This window comes from Rhodococcus sp. DMU1 (genome assembly GCF_012272955.1).
Lineage (GTDB): Bacteria > Actinomycetota > Actinomycetes > Mycobacteriales > Mycobacteriaceae > Rhodococcus > Rhodococcus aetherivorans.
On the sequence record NZ_CP050952.1, the window covers coordinates 2,835,576 to 2,850,386 of the forward strand.

The following is a 14,811-nucleotide window of genomic DNA, read 5'->3' on the forward strand; positions in this document are numbered from 1 at the left end:
CGTCTCCTCCAACCGGAACGGCCGAAACAGCTCGGCAGGACCGTGGCTCCAGCCTGGCACGCGTCCCGGGCAGGTGGGAAGGAAACGGGAGGGAAATCAGGCGGCGCCGACGGCGTGGATGCCGCGTGCCCACTGCTGCAGCGGCCGGTCTCCGAGTGCGATCGCGAGGGATTCGAGGGTGCGGACGCGGTCGGCCAGCTGGTCCGCGAGGACGTGTTCGAGGGCGGCGACGCTGCGCCTGTCCGCCGAGCCGGCGATGGTGGCGATGCAGTCGCTCAGCCGCGCCGCCCGAGACGACGACGACTTCGCGGATGTCGTGTGCGAATGCAGAATTCGTTCGAGGGCGTCGCATCGTTCCGACAAATAGCGAATGTCCGCCGCAATTTGCTGCTTCGCCATCGGATGTGAGCTGCGCTCGTGGCGAATTTCGAGTATCTGCAGTTGCGTCCGCACCAATTGGTGTACGGCCCGAATCTGGTCGCTCAGTGCGCTCGTGTTCGTGTTCATCGGGTTCCCTCTGCCGAATTCGATGATAGCCCCGCACCGGGCGATCCGGCGCATACCGGAGAATCTCGACTTCCGGCCGAGAAAGGACAGAAACGGCGATTCGGAATTGGGATCGGCACGGCCGCGAAGGGAAACGGCGACGAGGAGCGCCGCAGCAATTGTTGCCGCCTTCCCCCACCGAGCCGGTCACCGCCTCGGTGCGGCCCGCTGCCGCGCCCGCGGCGAGATACCGGGGCCGGGAGCCGTCCGCCGCCGGCGGTGCGAGCTCAGTCCTCGGGCAGCGGCGCCGACCAGAGCAGGCGGGTGCCGCCGGTGTCGACCGCGGTAGCGGTGAAGGTGCCCGCGACCTCCTCGGCGCGGGAGGCGAGGTTGTGCAGTCCGCTGCGCGCGACGGTGGCGGGAATGCCGACGCCGTTGTCGGTGACGTCGATGGTGAGGTAGTCGTCGACCGACACGGTGACGGTGACGTTGTTCGCGCCGGAGTGGTGCACCACGTTGCTCATCGCCTCCCGCAGCACCGCCTCGGCGTGATCGGCGAGGGTTCCGGTGACCACGTTGAGCGGCCCGGACATGCGCACGACGGTGCGCAGGCCGACGTCGGCGGTGTGTTCGGCGACGATGTCGTGCAGGGCCTGCCGCAGTTGCCGGGTGCCCTCCATCCCGCCGTGCAGGTCGAAGATCGCGGTGCGCACGTCGGTGATGATGCTCTGCACGTCGTCGATCATGTCCGCCAGGCGCCCGCGGATCTCCGGCGCCCGGGTGCGGGCGTGGGTGCTCTGCAGGTTCAGGCCGTGGGCGAACAGCCGCTGAATGACGTGATCGTGCAGGTCCCGCGCGATGCGGTCCCGGTCGGCGAGCACGGTCAGAGAGTTGAGCCGTCGCTGGTCGTCGGCCAGCTTCAGCGCGAGCGCCGCCTGATCGGTGAAGGAGGTGGCGAGGAAGAGCTGACGGTCGTCGAACGGCTCCCGCCCCGGATCGCGAATGACCGACAGCACCCCCGAAATGGTGTCGGTCGACGCGCGCAGCGGCAGCAGCAGCGCCGGCCCGTGCCGGTCGCCGTCACCGTCGAACTCCGTGACCTGCAGAGGCTCACCGCACCGGTACACGGTTCCGGTCGCGGTCCCTTCGACCCGGATCCGCTTGCCCCCGAACCCGGACGGGTCCGAACCGGCGTATGCGGTGACGATCAGGGCCGCGACCTCCTCCGGCGGCACGTCGGGATCCTCGGGTTGGGCGATCTGCACGTGGTCCGCCTCCGACAGGGCCAGCGCGCGTCGGGCGATCAGGCCGAGCACCTCCTCCGGGTCGGTGTCGGCGAGCAGCTCGGCGCGGATCTCGCTCGTGGCCTCCTGCCAGCGCTGCCGCAGCCGGGCCTCCTCGAACAGGCGCGCATTGTCCACCGCGATGCCCGCCGCGGCCGCGAGGGCCTGCACGATCACCTCGTCGTCCTCGGTGAACGACTGACCGTTGGCCTTCTCGGTGAGGTAGAGGTTGCCGAACGCCTCACCGTGCACCCGGACCGGGACACCCAGGAAGGTCCGCATGGGCGGGTGGTGGGCCGGGAAGCCGGACGAGGCCACGTGCTGGGCCAGATTGTCGAGGCGGATCGGTTTCGGCTGTTCGATCAGCAGTCCGAGCAGTCCGTGGCCGGTGGGGAGGTCGCCGATCAGCGCGCGGGTGTCTGCGTCTATGCCCTCGTACACGAAGTTCTGCAATCCGTCGCCGCGGCGGTTGAGGACGCCCAGAGCGCCGTAGCGGCAGTCCACGAGCTCGATCGCGGCGTGCACGATGCGCTCGAGCGTCGCCTCGAGCTCGAGCCCGGACGCGACCGTGAGCACGGCCTCGAGCAGACCGTCGATCTGATCGCGCGCGACGATCACCTGGTCGATGCGGTCCTGGACCTCCGCGAGCAGCTCCCTCAGTCGCAGCTGCGAGAGCGTCCCCGCGAGCAACGTTTCCTCGTCGGCGGCCATCGCTCACCCCTTCGGTGGATTACGTCCCGTGCGCCGCGTGCCGGGCCGCTTCGAAAGGCCCGGTTTTTCCCATTGTGCCGAGGGTAATCCGTGGGTCACCCCCGGCGCGGTGACTTGCGCCCCGGTGGTGACGACTTTGGACCCTGCCGCGGGCCGCCTCGACGGGCGAGGGTGGAGTGCGGAGATGTCTTTGCAGGAGGGAAAGCCCAGGATGACGACGGGTCCGGAAGCTCCGCTGGCGCCGGGTCGGTGCATGGCGTTGCTGCGGTCGGTGCCGACCGGCCGTCTGGTCTACACCGACGGGGCGTTGCCCGCGGTGCACCCGGTGACCTTCGCGGCGCCGAACGGCGAGATCGTCGTTCCCACCGGCGACGACGGGTGGTTCGAGCGTTTCGACGGCAGGCTGCTCGCCTTCCATGCCGAACAACTCGAGGCGCCGACCCGGTCGGGGTGGAGCGTGGTCGCGATCGGCCGCGCCCGGCTCGCGCGCGGCACGGACGGTCTCCGCGGATTCGACGGCGCCGGCGGCCTGCCGTGGGGCATCGGCACGGAGGATCCCCTCCTCGTCATCGACGTCGAGCACATCAGTGGGCGTCGTGCCACGCTGCCGTGGTGGCCCGGCGAGCGCGGTTGACCATCCAGTCCCCGAGCCGACCGTGAGCCGGCACACCGTGCGGTACCGTGCTGACCGGGGATTGGAGGCTGCCGCATGGTCAAGGTCTTTCTCGTCGACGACCACGAGGTCGTCCGCCGTGGCATCGCGGACCTGCTCACCACGGATCCCGAACTGACGATCGCGGGGGAGGCGTCGTCGTACGGCGAGGCTCTCGTGCGGGTTCCTGCCGTAGAACCCGACGTCGCCGTGCTCGACGTCCGGCTCCCCGACGGCAACGGCATCGAGCTGTGCCGGGAACTGCTCTCGCAGATGCCGCGACTGCGCTGCCTGATGCTGACCTCGTTCACCGACGAGCAGGCGATGCTCGACGCGATACTCGCCGGCGCGAGCGGCTACGCGCTCAAGGACATCCGCGGAACCGAGCTGATCCAGGCCGTGCGGGACGTCGGGGCAGGCAAGTCCCTGCTCGACAGCCGCGCCGCGACCACGCTGATGGCGAAGCTGCGCGCCGACACCAGTAACGACGGCGGACCGTATGCGAACCTGACCGATCAGGAACGGACCCTGCTCGCGCTGCTCGGGGAGGGGCTGACCAACCGTCAGATCGCCGAACGGATGTTCCTGGCCGAGAAAACGGTGAAGAATTACGTGTCGCGGCTCCTGGCCAAGCTCGGGGTCGAACGCCGCACCCAGGCCGCGGTACTGGCGACGAAGGTGCCGCCGAGACGCCCCGGCGGGCGCTGAACGTTCCGTCGCCGCGCCGCCCGGGCGTTGCCGACGGCAGGACGGGCACCATGACGGACGACCGGCCCCGATTCGAGCGGCTGAGCCCGCTCGACGTAGGGAACCTGCGCGTCGAGGACCGCGGGGTGCCCATGCACGTGGCCGCGCTCGCCGTCCTGGACGGAGCGCCGCTGCGCGATGCGGCCGGACGCCTCCGGCTGGCGGCGATCCGCGAGCACGTCGCGCGGCGCACCCGCCGCGCGCCCCGACTGCGCCAGCGGCTGCACCGCCCGCCGCCGGGTGCCGGACCGCCCGTGTGGGTCGACGACCCGCACTTCGACATCTCGTGCCACGTGCGGACCCACGCCCTGTCCGCTCCCGGCGACGAGGCCACCCTGTTGCGCACCTGCGCGGAACTCGACGAACCACGCCTCGACCGGTCCCGGCCGCTGTGGGAGATGTGGCTGCTCACGGACCGGGACGACGGGACGATCGCGCTGCTGCTGCGGCTCCACCACGTGGTCGCCGACGGCACCGCCGCCCTCGAACTGTTCGGCGCCCTGCTCGACACTGCCGCGACCACGCCCGACGAGGACCCCGGTCCCGTGCCCACCCCGGTTCCGCCACCTTCCGTGCGTGCGCTCGTCCGCGACAACCTGCACCGTCGGCCCGGGGCCGCGTGGCGGTGGCTCCGGGCAGTGCGGCCGGCGGTGGCGGCGCGACGTGCCGCCCTGCGGGTGCGGCAGCTGCGCTCGCTCGCCCGGCAGGGCCGGGCCCCGCGGGTGTCGTTCGACGGTCCCGTCGGGCCGCACCGCCGGCTGAGCCTGGTGCGCTGCGACCTCGCCGAGGTCAGGCGCGTCGCACACGCGCACGGTGCGACGGTCAACGACGTCGTGCTCGCCGCCGTGGCCGCCGGCGCGCGGCGGCTCCTCGCGGCGCGCGGCGAACTCGACCCGGACCTGATCCTGAAGGCGTCGGTGGCGGCGTCGCTGCGCACCGCCGACGACCGGAGCCCGGGGAACCGGGTCGGGATCCTGCTCGTGCCCCTGCCGGTGGGGCCCGGGTCGGTGGCCGCCCGGGTCGCGGCCGTCGCCCGCGAGACCGCGCGGCTCAAGCGGGAGCCGCCGCTGCAGCCCGGGGGACGGCTGCTCCAGCGGTGGACGGTGCGGGTGATGCGGCGCCAACGGCTGGTCAATCTGTTCGTCAGCAATCTGGTCGGCCCGCCCGTGCCGCTGTACTTCGCGGGTGCCCGCGTGCGCGAGCTGTTCCAGGTCGGCGTGGTGCAGGGCAACGTCGGTGTCGCCGTCGGCGTGCTGTCCTACGCGGGCCGGCTGAACGTCGACGTCGTCGCCGATGCCGATCTCGTCCCGGACGTCGACGAGTTCGCCGGGGGGATCGTCGACGGCCTCGCGGAGCTGGGCGTCGCGGCGGTCGGCGGCCCGCCGCGTCGCTGACCCGGCCCTTCAGGCGCGATCGCGCCGACCGTGCGCGCCAGCGAATTGCATGCGCGGAGTGCTGAGAATTTCGCGAACCCGATTTCTCCTACCGCGTGCGGCAGCCGGGTCCGCGCTCGAATTGCGGGACCCGGCGCGTTTGGTAACAATTGGGTTCGGTGCACGGCACCGGTACGGTATGTACAAGATCAGAAATGGAGCTCCAGCATGGACTTTGGAACGTTGGCCGACTTCTTCGGAGCAATCGCCGACCTCTTCGGCGCGTTCGACTTCTTCTCCGGTTCCGCCGAGGACATGAACCTCAGCTGATCCGGGGGAAATAGAGGGGGCCTGCGGGTTGAGGACGCAGGCCCCCTTTTGCTGTCCGGGTCCCGGATACCGGTCGCCCGGTCGATCTCATTCTTTACCCGACGTTGATGTTCGATAAAGGTGAGATAACGCGAGATTGAATTTTCGAAAGCGCCGCCGGCTCCGGGGACCTCATTCGGCGTCGCGTTCGGCCAGGGCCACCGGCCGCATGTAGTCGGTGATGTACTCGCGCACCCACCACGCGCCGGTCTCGCGGCGCTCGCGCCACGTGGTGTACCGGTAGCTGAAGTACCGCGCCCGCACCCAGCGGGGCGGCGCGTCGGGGAACGGGTTACGCCGCAGCAGTGCCGTCACGTGCTCGTCGTTGGTCAGCAGCTTTTCGAGCAGTCGCCCGAACCAGGAGCGCGCGTAGTCGGGGGACAGTGCGGCGAACCACATCAGCCAGTCCAGCCGCAGGTGATACGGCGCGTACTGGCGCGGCCGGCGGCGCACGTCGCCGGGCTTGCCCTTGAACTCGTACTCGCGCCACACGGTGCCGGGGCCCACCTCCCGATCGGAGGTGCCCTCGACGATCACCTCGTGCCGGTGCCGAGTGATGCTGCCGAACGCGCCGTAGGTGTTGACGAAGTGCCACCGATTGAACGAGGCGTTCATCGCCTGCCGGTGGGAGAGCATGTTCCGCACCGGCAGGTAGCTGAGCACGGCGACCGTCCCGGTCAGCGCCACGACCGCTGCCACGAACACCGTCGGCGTCGTCCCGTACCCCGGACCGGGTTCGAGCGGGAGCAGGCGCTCCCACCAGCTGTCCGGGATCACCGACAGGCCCAGCACGATCGCCAGCCAGTTCAACCAGGAGAAGTTGCCGCTGACCACCAGCCACAACTGGGTGACAATCATGATCGACGCCGCGATCCCCGCGATCGGCTGCGGCGCGAACAGGAAGAAGGGCACCACGAGCTGGGTGACGTGGTTCCCGGCCACCTCGACCCGGTGCAGGGGCCTGGGCAGATGGTGGAAGTACCAGCTCAGCGGGCCCGGCATCGGCTGGGTCTCGTGGTGGTAGTACAGGCACGTCAGATCCCGCCAGCACCGGTCGCCGCGCATCTTGATCAGGCCCGCCCCGAACTCCAGCCGGAACAGCAGCCAGCGCAGCAGGATCAGGACGAGCAGCGGCGGGGCGGTGTCCGCGTTGCCGAGGAAGATCGCCAGGAAGCCGGTCTCGAGCAGCAACGATTCCCAGCCGAACGAGTACCAGACCTGTCCGACGTTGACGATCGACAGGTACAGCAGCCACAGCAGGAACCAGACGAGCATCGACACGATCAGCGGCAGCCGGTCCGTCACCCCGAGCGCCGTGGCGGCGGCGAGGACCGCGCCGAGACCGGCGACCGTCGCGAAGAGACGGTCCGAGTAGCGCAGGTGGAACACGCTCGGGGCCCGGCCGAACGACGTCGCCTTCAGGAAGCGGGGGATCGGCGTCAGGCCGGTACTCCCGAGCAGCGCCCGGAACTGGTTGAGCGCCACCAGGAACGCGACGAGATACACCAGGGCCAGCGCGCGCGTGCACAGCAGCCGTCCCAGCGAATACCCGTCGGCGTCGTACCATTCCACGGCAGGTCACCTCGTACCGGTGCGGACCCCTCGAGCATGGCACGCGCACCGCGTTTCGGGAGTGGATTCCCCGTGGTGGGCGGAGGGGTCAGCGCAGCGCCGGAGGGTTGTCCAGATCTCGCGCCGTGTACGTGTCGCACGCCGCGATCTGCCCGGTGGTGTACCCGGCGAGGAACCACTTCTGCCGCTGGTCGGACGACCCGTGCGTCCAGCCCTCGGGGTTCACCCGCCCGCCGGCGGAAGCCTGGATCCGGTCGTCGCCGACGGCGGACGCCGCCGACAGCGCGTCGCGGATGTCCTGCTGGGTGAGGGGCTGCAGGAACGGCTCCCCGGTGTTCGGATCCGCCTGCTTGTCGGCGTGGTACGCCCACGCCCCGGCATAGCAGTCGGCCTGCAGCTCGGTGCGGACGGCCCCGGAGTCGGCACCGCGCGGATCGGCCTGCGCGCGGCCGAGGTCCCCGAGCTGGTTCTGCAGGTGGTGACCCACCTCGTGCGCGACGACGTACTCCTGCGCGAGCGGGCCGGCGTTGGCGCCGAACCGGGTGACCAGGTCCTGGAAGAAGCTGGTGTCGAAGTACGCGGTCCGGTCGGCCGGGCAGTAGAACGGTCCGACGTCGCTCGTGGCGTTGCCGCAGCCCGTCGCGACCGCACCGGAGAACAGCACGACCGCGGGCCGGACGTACTCGACGCCGGTCTGCGGCCCGAGCTGCTGTTCCCACACCGCGTCGAGGCTGCCGACGGTGAACTGGACGCGGCAGTCGACGCTCGCGTTGGCGTCCGCCCCGGTCTCACAGCCCTCCAGGGTGCCCGAGCCGTACTGCCCGGACTGCTCCGGGGCGCCGCTGCCGAGGAGCGAGCCGGGATCACCTCCGAGCAGCAGTGCCAGGATCAGCACCAGCAGGCCGCCGGCGCCACCGCCGATCGCGATCTTCCCGCCCGGTCCGCCTCCGCCGCCGACCTGGATGCGGCCGCCCTCCATCCGAGCGCCCTCGTTGAACGTCATCGCCGCCTTCACTTCCTCGTCGCAGGGGGACCGATCGGTTCAGCTTGGCACGGCCGATCGGGTACGGGTGTCCTCGGCGGATGTGTGTCTTTCGTAGGATTGCAACGACGACGTCCCTCGTTAGGTTGTTTCGAAAGGAATTCCGTGCTGCGCACCCATCTCGCCGGCTCGTTGCGAGCCGAGCACGCCGAGCAGACCGTCACCCTCACCGGCTGGGTGGCCCGGCGCCGCGACCACGGCGGGGTGATCTTCATCGACCTGCGCGACGCGTCGGGTGTGTCGCAGGTCGTCTTCCGTGAGGGCGCCGTCCTCGAGCAGGCACACCGTCTGCGCGCCGAGTACTGCATCAAGGTCGTCGGAGTGGTCGAGGTCCGGCCGGAGGGCAACCAGAACTTCGACATCCCCACCGGCGCCGTCGAGGTCAACGCCTCGACGCTCGAGGTTCTCAACGAGGCCGCGCCGCTGCCGTTCCAGCTCGACGACCAGGTCGGCGAGGAAGCCCGCCTGAAGTACCGCTACCTGGACCTGCGCCGCGAGGGCCCGGGCAAGGCGATCCGGCTGCGCAGCAAGGTCAACGCCGCCGCCCGCGGCGTGCTCGCCCACCACAGCTTCGTGGAGGTCGAGACCCCGACGCTGACCCGCTCCACCCCGGAGGGCGCCCGCGACTTCGTGGTGCCGGCGCGGCTGCAGCCCGGCAACTTCTACGCACTGCCGCAGTCGCCGCAGCTGTTCAAGCAGTTGCTGATGGCCGGCGGCATCGAGCGGTACTACCAGATCGCCCGCTGCTACCGCGACGAGGACTTCCGCGCCGACCGGCAGCCGGAGTTCACCCAGCTCGACATCGAGATGGCGTTCGTGAGCCAGGACGACGTGATCCTGCTCGCCGAGGAGATCCTGCACGCGCTGTGGCGCCTGGTCGGGCACGAGCTGACCACCCCGATCCCGCGCATGACCTACGCCGACGCGATGCGCCGCTACGGCTCCGACAAGCCCGACCTGCGTTTCGGCCTCGAGCTCGTCGAGTGCCGGGAGTTCTTCAAGGACACCACCTTCCGGGTGTTCCAGGCCGAGTACGTCGGCGCGGTCGTCATGCCCGGCGGCGCGAGCCAGCCGCGGCGCCAGCTCGACGCCTGGCAGGAGTGGGCCAAGCAGCGCGGCGCGAAGGGCTTGGCGTACGTGCTGGTCGGCGAGGACGGGGAGCTGTCCGGACCGGTCGCGAAGAACCTCACCGACGCCGAGCGCGAGGGCCTGGCCAAGCACGTCGGCGCCCAGCCCGGGGACTGCATCTTCTTCGCCGCCGGCGCCACCAAGCCCATGCGCGCGCTGCTCGGTGCCGCTCGCGGCGAGATCGCCCGCAAGCTCGATCTCATCGATCCCGACGACTGGAAGTTCGTGTGGGTCGTCGACGCCCCGCTGTTCGAGCCGGCCGCCGACGCCACCGCCTCCGGCGACGTCGCGCTCGGCAGCTCCGCATGGACGGCGGTGCACCACGCCTTCACCTCGCCGATGCCCGAGCACCTCGACACGTTCGACACCGATCCCGGCTCGGCCCTCGCCTACGCCTACGACATCGTGTGCAACGGTCACGAGATCGGCGGCGGCTCGATTCGAATCCACCGCACCGACATCCAGCAGCGCGTGTTCAAGGTGATGGGCATCTCCGAGGAGGAGGCGAACGAGAAGTTCGGCTTCCTGCTCGAGGCATTCAAGTACGGCGCTCCGCCGCACGGCGGCATCGCCTTCGGGTGGGACCGCATCACCGCCCTGCTCGCCGGCGCGGACTCGATCCGCGAGGTCATCGCGTTCCCGAAGTCCGGCGGCGGTGTCGACCCGCTGACCGACGCTCCGGCGCCGATCACCCCCGAGCAGCGCAAGGAGTCCGGGATCGACTTCAAGCCGGAGCCGAAGAAGGCCGAGAAGTAGGGCACCGACAGGACATCGTCGGCGGCGCCTGCCCACGGGCCGGCGCCGCCGCGGTGTCAGAGGGCAGCGCGCACGGCGGGGCACGGCCTGGCACAGTGACAGCAGGCGCCGGACGGACGGAGAGGGCGGCAACGGCATGACCGACATGGTCGCCACACAGTCGCTGCGGGCGCGGTACGCCCACCGCGGACCGGAATTCGACGAACTCTTCGACCCCGCGGGCGACGTCCGCGAGCACTGGGCCGAACTGGCGGAGGGGTTGCAGGCACGTGGCCCCCAGGCGCTGGCCCGCTACCGGCAGCGGGTGCGCCGGCTCGTCGACAACCACGGCATCACATACACCCCCGTCGACGCCCGCACCGAGGAGACCGGTCCGGCCGCGCCGCACCGGTGGGAACTCGACGGGGTGCCGTTCGTCCTCTCCGCCGACGATTGGGGCACCCTCGAGCAGGGTCTGCTGCAGCGCTCACGGCTGCTCGACACGCTGCTCGCCGACCTGTACGGGCCGATGCGCACGCTCCGGGAGGGACTGCTGCCCCCGCAACTGGTGTTCGGCCATCGCGGCTACGTGCGGGCCGCGCACGGGCTCTCGCTCCCCGGGCCGCATCAGCTGTTCGTCCACGCAATCGACGTCGCTCGTGCCCGCGACGGCCGGTTCCGGGTGGTGCGGGACCACACCCAGGCCCCGTCCGGCGCCGGGTACGCCCTCGCCGACCGGCGGGTGACGGCACGCGCCATGCCCGACCTGTACCAGGCGACGAACCCACGGCCGCTGTCGCCGTTCGTCGAGGCGATGCGCCTCGCGCTGCGCGAGGCCGCACCCGCCGGCGCGGAGGACCCGGTGGTGGTCGTCCTCGGCCCGGGCGCACACTCGGAGACCGCCTTCGATCAGGCCCACATCGCGGGCGTCCTCGGGTTCCCGCTGGTCGAGGCCGCCGACCTGGTGGTGCGCGAGGGCCGGTTGTGGATGCGCTCGCTCGGCTCGCTCACCCGCGTCGACGTCGTGCTACGCCGCGTCGACGCCGCCTACGCGGACCCGCTCGACCTGCGGCCGGACTCGCGGCTCGGCGTGGTCGGGCTCGTGGAGGTGGTGCGGCGCGGCGCCGTCACCGTCGTCAACACCCTCGGCAGCGGGGTGCTCGAGAATCCGGCCCTGGCGGAGTTCCTGCCGTCGCTGTGCCGGGCCCTGCTCGACGAGGACCTGCTGCTCGAGCCGGTCCCCGCATACTGGGGCGGCACCCCGGCCGGGGTCGCGGCGCTGACGGAGAGGTTCGAGCAGCTGGTGCTGCGGTCGGCGGTCACCGCCCGGTCGGTGATGGTCGGCAGCCTCGACGCGCAGCAGCGCGAGGGCCTGCTCGCCCAGGTGCGAGCGCAGCCGGGGCGGTGGGTCGGCCAGGAGATTCCCGACCACTCGTACGTCCCGTCGCTGTCCGGAATCTCCGGCGGGCTCGGTGCCGCGCCGGTCGGCGTCCGGCTGTTCACCGTCGCCCAGCGGGTCGGATTCACCCCCATGCCCGGTGGGCTCGGCGAGATCGTCGTCCCGGGCGCGACGCCGCGCACGCGGCCGCCGATGCGCGTCGTCGCCAAGGACGTATGGGTGCGCACCGCCGCGCCCACGGCCACCACCGGCGCGACGGGCGTTCCGGCCGGGGACGAGGTGTCCACCTTCGCCGTGCCCCCCGTCGACGTCGTCGCCTCGCCTCGGGTGCTCAACGACCTGTTCTGGCTGGGCCGCTACGGCGAGCGTGCCGAGGACACCGCCCGCCTGCTCGTCGCGGTCCGCGAGCGCTACCAGGACTACCGCTCCCGGCCCTGGCTGCCGGGCAGCGAGTGCCTGCCCGTGCTGCTGTCGGCGCTCACCGCCGCGGCCCCCGGACCGGCGATCGCGGCGCAGCACACCGGTGCCGACGTCATGGACGACTACCACTCCGCCACAGCGGAATTCCGCTCCATGACCGTCGATCCGGAACGGCTCGGCTCGCTCGCCCAATCGTTCGCCGGACTCGACCAGGCGGCCCGGGCCGTGCGCGACCAGCTCTCCAACGACACGTGGGCCGTGCTCGCCGACGTCCAGCGCGCCCTCGACGCGCTCACCGAGGACCCCGACGACGACGGCTCCCTGCTCGGCGCCACCCAGTCCGCCGTCCTCGCCGGGATGCTCGCCCTGTCCGGGCTCGGGGCCGAATCGATGGTCCGTGACCTGGGCTGGCACGTGATGGACCTCGGCAAGCGGATCGAGCGGGCGCTGTCGCTGACCACCCTGCTGGCGACCACCCTCACCGTCGCCCGCGACGCCGCCACCGACCGGGCGCTGATGGAGACGGTGCTCGGCGCCGCGGAGAGCTCGGTGACCTACCGCCGCCGCAACCACCGGGTGCGCCCGGCCGCCGTCGCGCAGCTGCTGCTGCTCGACACCACCAACCCCCGCTCGCTGGCGTGGGTGCTCGAACGCCTGCGCGAGAACTTGCGGGCGCTGCCCGACGCCTCCGGCTCGACCCGGCCCGAACGCCTCGCCGACGAGCTGCTGACCCGGCTGCGCCGGGTGGACCCGGTCGACCTCGAGACCGCCACCGACGGCGTCCGCCGCGAGCTCGCCGATCTCCTCGCGGCCGTCCACACCGGACTCGAGCAGCTGGCCGAGCAGCTGCTGCGCGGGCCGCTGTCGCTGCCCGGCGGCACCCGGCCGCTGTGGGGCGGCGCCCAGCGGAGGACCCTGCCGTGACCGATCCGCTCGACCCCGCCCGGCGCCGGTACCGCATCGTGCATCGCACCACCTACCGGTACTCCGGCGTGGTGACCTCCTCGTACGGCCGCGGCTACCTGCTGCCCCGCGACACCGACAACCAGCGGGTCGTCTCGAGCAGCGTCACCGTCGACCCCGCCCCGGCCGACACGTCGGTGGGGGCGGACCTGTGGGGCAACCGCGACGTCTACTTCCACGTCGCCGAGCCCCACGACACGCTCGTCGTCACCGCGGAGTCCGAGGTGACGGTGACCCCGCCGGATCCGGCGCGGCTGGTCGCCGGTCCCGCCGTCGCGCCGTGGGAGTCGGCGCGGCCGGTCGGCACGGCCGGCGCCCTGGCCACCGACTTCGTTCTGGACCTCGACCCGCCCGAGGTCGACGCCGAGGTACTTGCCTACGCCGCGCCCACCTTCCCTCCGGGCCGGCCGCTGGTCGAGGCGATCGCCGAACTCACCCACCGCATCTTCACCGACTTCGCCTACCACTCCGGATCGACGTCGGTGTCCACGCGCGTCGCCGAGGTCCTAATCGCGCGCTCCGGCGTGTGCCAGGACTTCGCGCGCCTGGCCCTCGCCTGCCTGCGCGCGCACGGCCTCGCCGCCCGCTACGTGTCCGGCTACCTCGCCACCGATCCGCCCCCCGGACGCGAACGCATGGTGGGCGTCGACGCGACGCACGCCTGGGCGGCGGTGTGGCTGCCCGGCGACACGTGGCTCGCCTTCGACCCGACCAACGACCAGTTCGTGGACGAGCGGTACACCACCGTCGCGTGGGGCCGCGACTACGCCGACGTGCCGCCGCTGCGCGGGGTGATCTACACCGAAGCCAAGGACAGCACCATCGACGTGTCCCTCGACGTGGCGCCGCTCGCGCCCACCGGCGGCGACCGCACCGACCCCGAACCGACAGGAGCGGCCGATGCGTGACTTCTCGTGCCCGATGTGCGGGCAGCAACTGACCTTCGAGAACTCGGTCTGCCTGCGCTGTGGCAGCGCAATCGGCTTCGACCTCGGCACCGTCTCGATGGTCGCGATCCTGCCCGAGGACGACGCCGACGGTCCGGCCTCCGGTGCGGTGCCGGCCCGCCGCTACCGGCTGTGCGACAACCTGCACCTGGCCCGCTGCAACTGGATCGTCGGCCGCGACGAGCCCGGCCTGTGCCGGTCGTGCCGGCTCACCCGCACCCGCCCGGCCGACGACGACACCGACGCGCTGGCCGCGTTCGCCGACGCGGAGGCCGCCAAGCGCCGGCTGATCGTCGAACTCACCGAACTCGGCCTGCCGCTCACCGGCCGCGACACCGACCCGGACACCGGCCTCGCGTTCGACCTGCTGTCGAGCCGCGACGAGCAGGTCCTCACCGGACACGCGTCGGGAGTGATCTCCCTCGATCTCGCCGAGGGCGACGACGTGCACCGCGAGCAGCTGCGGATCGAGATGGGCGAGCCGTACCGCACCCTGCTGGGCCACTTCCGGCACGAGATCGGGCACTACTACCAGATGGTCCTGATCGCCACCCCCGCCGTGCGGGCCCGGTTCGAGGCGCTGTTCGGCGATCCCGACGCGGACTACCAGGCGGCGCTGGACCGGCACTACTCCGAGGGAGCACCCGACGGGTGGGAGGACGAGTTCGTCTCCTCGTACGCGACGATGCATCCGGCCGAGGACTGGGCCGAGACGTTCGCGCACTATCTGCACATGCGGGACGCGCTGGACACCGCCGCCGGATTCGGGTTCGCACCCGCCGGCGCCGCCCTGGACCGCCCCCAGCCCGGCCCGGCCGGCTTCGACAAACTCCTCGAGCGCTGGCTGCCGCTGGCCTGGTCGCTGAACATGGTCAACCGGTCGATGGGTCACACCGACCTGTATCCGTTCGTGCTACCCCCGCCCGTTTTGGTCAAGATGCGGTTCGTGCACGAACTGATCGTCGCCCGAACCGGGTAGATTGT

General features: G+C 71.5%; 11 protein-coding genes. 7 read left to right on the top strand and 4 right to left on the bottom strand.

Translation table 11 applies throughout. From position 1 onward, the window contains the following. Positions 1–96: 96 nt before the first annotated feature. Both HFP48_RS13315 and HFP48_RS13320 read right to left on the bottom strand, forming a co-directional pair. A complete protein-coding gene (locus tag HFP48_RS13315; protein ID WP_239010468.1) occupies positions 97–561 on the bottom strand; it encodes a hypothetical protein in 465 nt (154 codons plus the stop codon). A gap of 212 nt (positions 562–773) precedes the next feature. After that, a complete protein-coding gene (locus tag HFP48_RS13320) occupies positions 774–2,480 on the bottom strand; it encodes a GAF domain-containing sensor histidine kinase (protein WP_168579610.1) in 1,707 nt (568 codons plus the stop codon). A 211-nt stretch (positions 2,481–2,691) separates the two neighbouring features. On the opposite strand from HFP48_RS13320, the gene HFP48_RS13325 reads away from it, so the two are divergent. From HFP48_RS13325 to HFP48_RS13335, 3 genes are all read left to right on the top strand, one after another. After that, positions 2,692–3,114: a pyridoxamine 5'-phosphate oxidase family protein gene (locus HFP48_RS13325; RefSeq protein ID WP_029543553.1), complete on the top strand. Its 423-nt coding sequence runs from the start codon at positions 2,692–2,694 to the stop codon at positions 3,112–3,114. Between the two features lie 75 nt (positions 3,115–3,189). After that, complete coding sequence (locus tag HFP48_RS13330; protein ID WP_029543555.1) at positions 3,190–3,840, top strand: response regulator transcription factor; 651 nt, start codon at positions 3,190–3,192, stop codon at positions 3,838–3,840. A 50-nt stretch (positions 3,841–3,890) separates the two neighbouring features. Next, on the top strand, positions 3,891–5,273 hold the full coding sequence (locus tag HFP48_RS13335; protein ID WP_168579611.1) for a wax ester/triacylglycerol synthase family O-acyltransferase: 1,383 nt from the start codon (positions 3,891–3,893) through the stop codon (positions 5,271–5,273). A gap of 480 nt (positions 5,274–5,753) precedes the next feature. Here the strand turns inward: HFP48_RS13335 and HFP48_RS13340 are convergent, their stop codons facing one another. Beyond that, complete coding sequence (locus HFP48_RS13340; protein WP_168579612.1) at positions 5,754–7,193, bottom strand: lipase maturation factor family protein; 1,440 nt, start codon at positions 7,191–7,193, stop codon at positions 5,754–5,756. 88 nt (positions 7,194–7,281) lie between these two features. Continuing rightward, positions 7,282–8,196: a neutral zinc metallopeptidase gene (locus HFP48_RS13345; RefSeq protein WP_161996548.1), complete on the bottom strand. Its 915-nt coding sequence runs from the start codon at positions 8,194–8,196 to the stop codon at positions 7,282–7,284. Positions 8,197–8,340: 144 nt separating this feature from the next. Here HFP48_RS13345 and aspS point away from each other — a divergent pair, with 144 nt between their 5' ends. The 4 genes from aspS to HFP48_RS13365 all read left to right on the top strand — a co-directional run bounded on the left by aspS (position 8,341) and on the right by HFP48_RS13365 (position 14,806). Next, positions 8,341–10,119 carry an aspartate--tRNA ligase gene (gene aspS / locus HFP48_RS13350; RefSeq protein ID WP_168579613.1) on the top strand — a complete coding sequence of 593 codons (1,779 nt, stop codon included), beginning with the start codon at positions 8,341–8,343 and terminating at the stop codon, positions 10,117–10,119. 136 nt (positions 10,120–10,255) lie between these two features. Next, positions 10,256–12,841, top strand: a complete 2,586-nt coding sequence (locus tag HFP48_RS13355; RefSeq protein WP_168579614.1) for a circularly permuted type 2 ATP-grasp protein — start codon at positions 10,256–10,258, stop codon at positions 12,839–12,841. Then, positions 12,838–13,788 carry a transglutaminase family protein gene (locus tag HFP48_RS13360; RefSeq protein ID WP_168579615.1) on the top strand — a complete coding sequence of 317 codons (951 nt, stop codon included), beginning with the start codon at positions 12,838–12,840 and terminating at the stop codon, positions 13,786–13,788. Before HFP48_RS13355 ends, HFP48_RS13360 begins: the two co-directional genes overlap by 4 nt. Continuing rightward, a complete protein-coding gene (locus tag HFP48_RS13365) occupies positions 13,781–14,806 on the top strand; it encodes a putative zinc-binding metallopeptidase (RefSeq protein ID WP_006944841.1) in 1,026 nt (341 codons plus the stop codon). Before HFP48_RS13360 ends, HFP48_RS13365 begins: the two co-directional genes overlap by 8 nt. Positions 14,807–14,811 lie beyond the last annotated feature (5 nt).

Coding starts and splice junctions, on each gene's coding strand:
- HFP48_RS13315 (WP_239010468.1), bottom strand. CDS start 561: ATGCGCCGGATCGCCCGGTGCGGGGCTATCATCGAATTCGGCAGAGGG.
- HFP48_RS13320 (WP_168579610.1), bottom strand. CDS start 2,480: ATGGCCGCCGACGAGGAAACGTTGCTCGCGGGGACGCTCTCGCAGCTG.
- HFP48_RS13325 (WP_029543553.1), top strand. CDS start 2,692: ATGACGACGGGTCCGGAAGCTCCGCTGGCGCCGGGTCGGTGCATGGCG.
- HFP48_RS13330 (WP_029543555.1), top strand. CDS start 3,190: ATGGTCAAGGTCTTTCTCGTCGACGACCACGAGGTCGTCCGCCGTGGC.
- HFP48_RS13335 (WP_168579611.1), top strand. CDS start 3,891: ATGACGGACGACCGGCCCCGATTCGAGCGGCTGAGCCCGCTCGACGTA.
- HFP48_RS13345 (WP_161996548.1), bottom strand. CDS start 8,196: ATGACGTTCAACGAGGGCGCTCGGATGGAGGGCGGCCGCATCCAGGTC.
- HFP48_RS13355 (WP_168579614.1), top strand. CDS start 10,256: ATGACCGACATGGTCGCCACACAGTCGCTGCGGGCGCGGTACGCCCAC.
- HFP48_RS13365 (WP_006944841.1), top strand. CDS start 13,781: ATGCGTGACTTCTCGTGCCCGATGTGCGGGCAGCAACTGACCTTCGAG.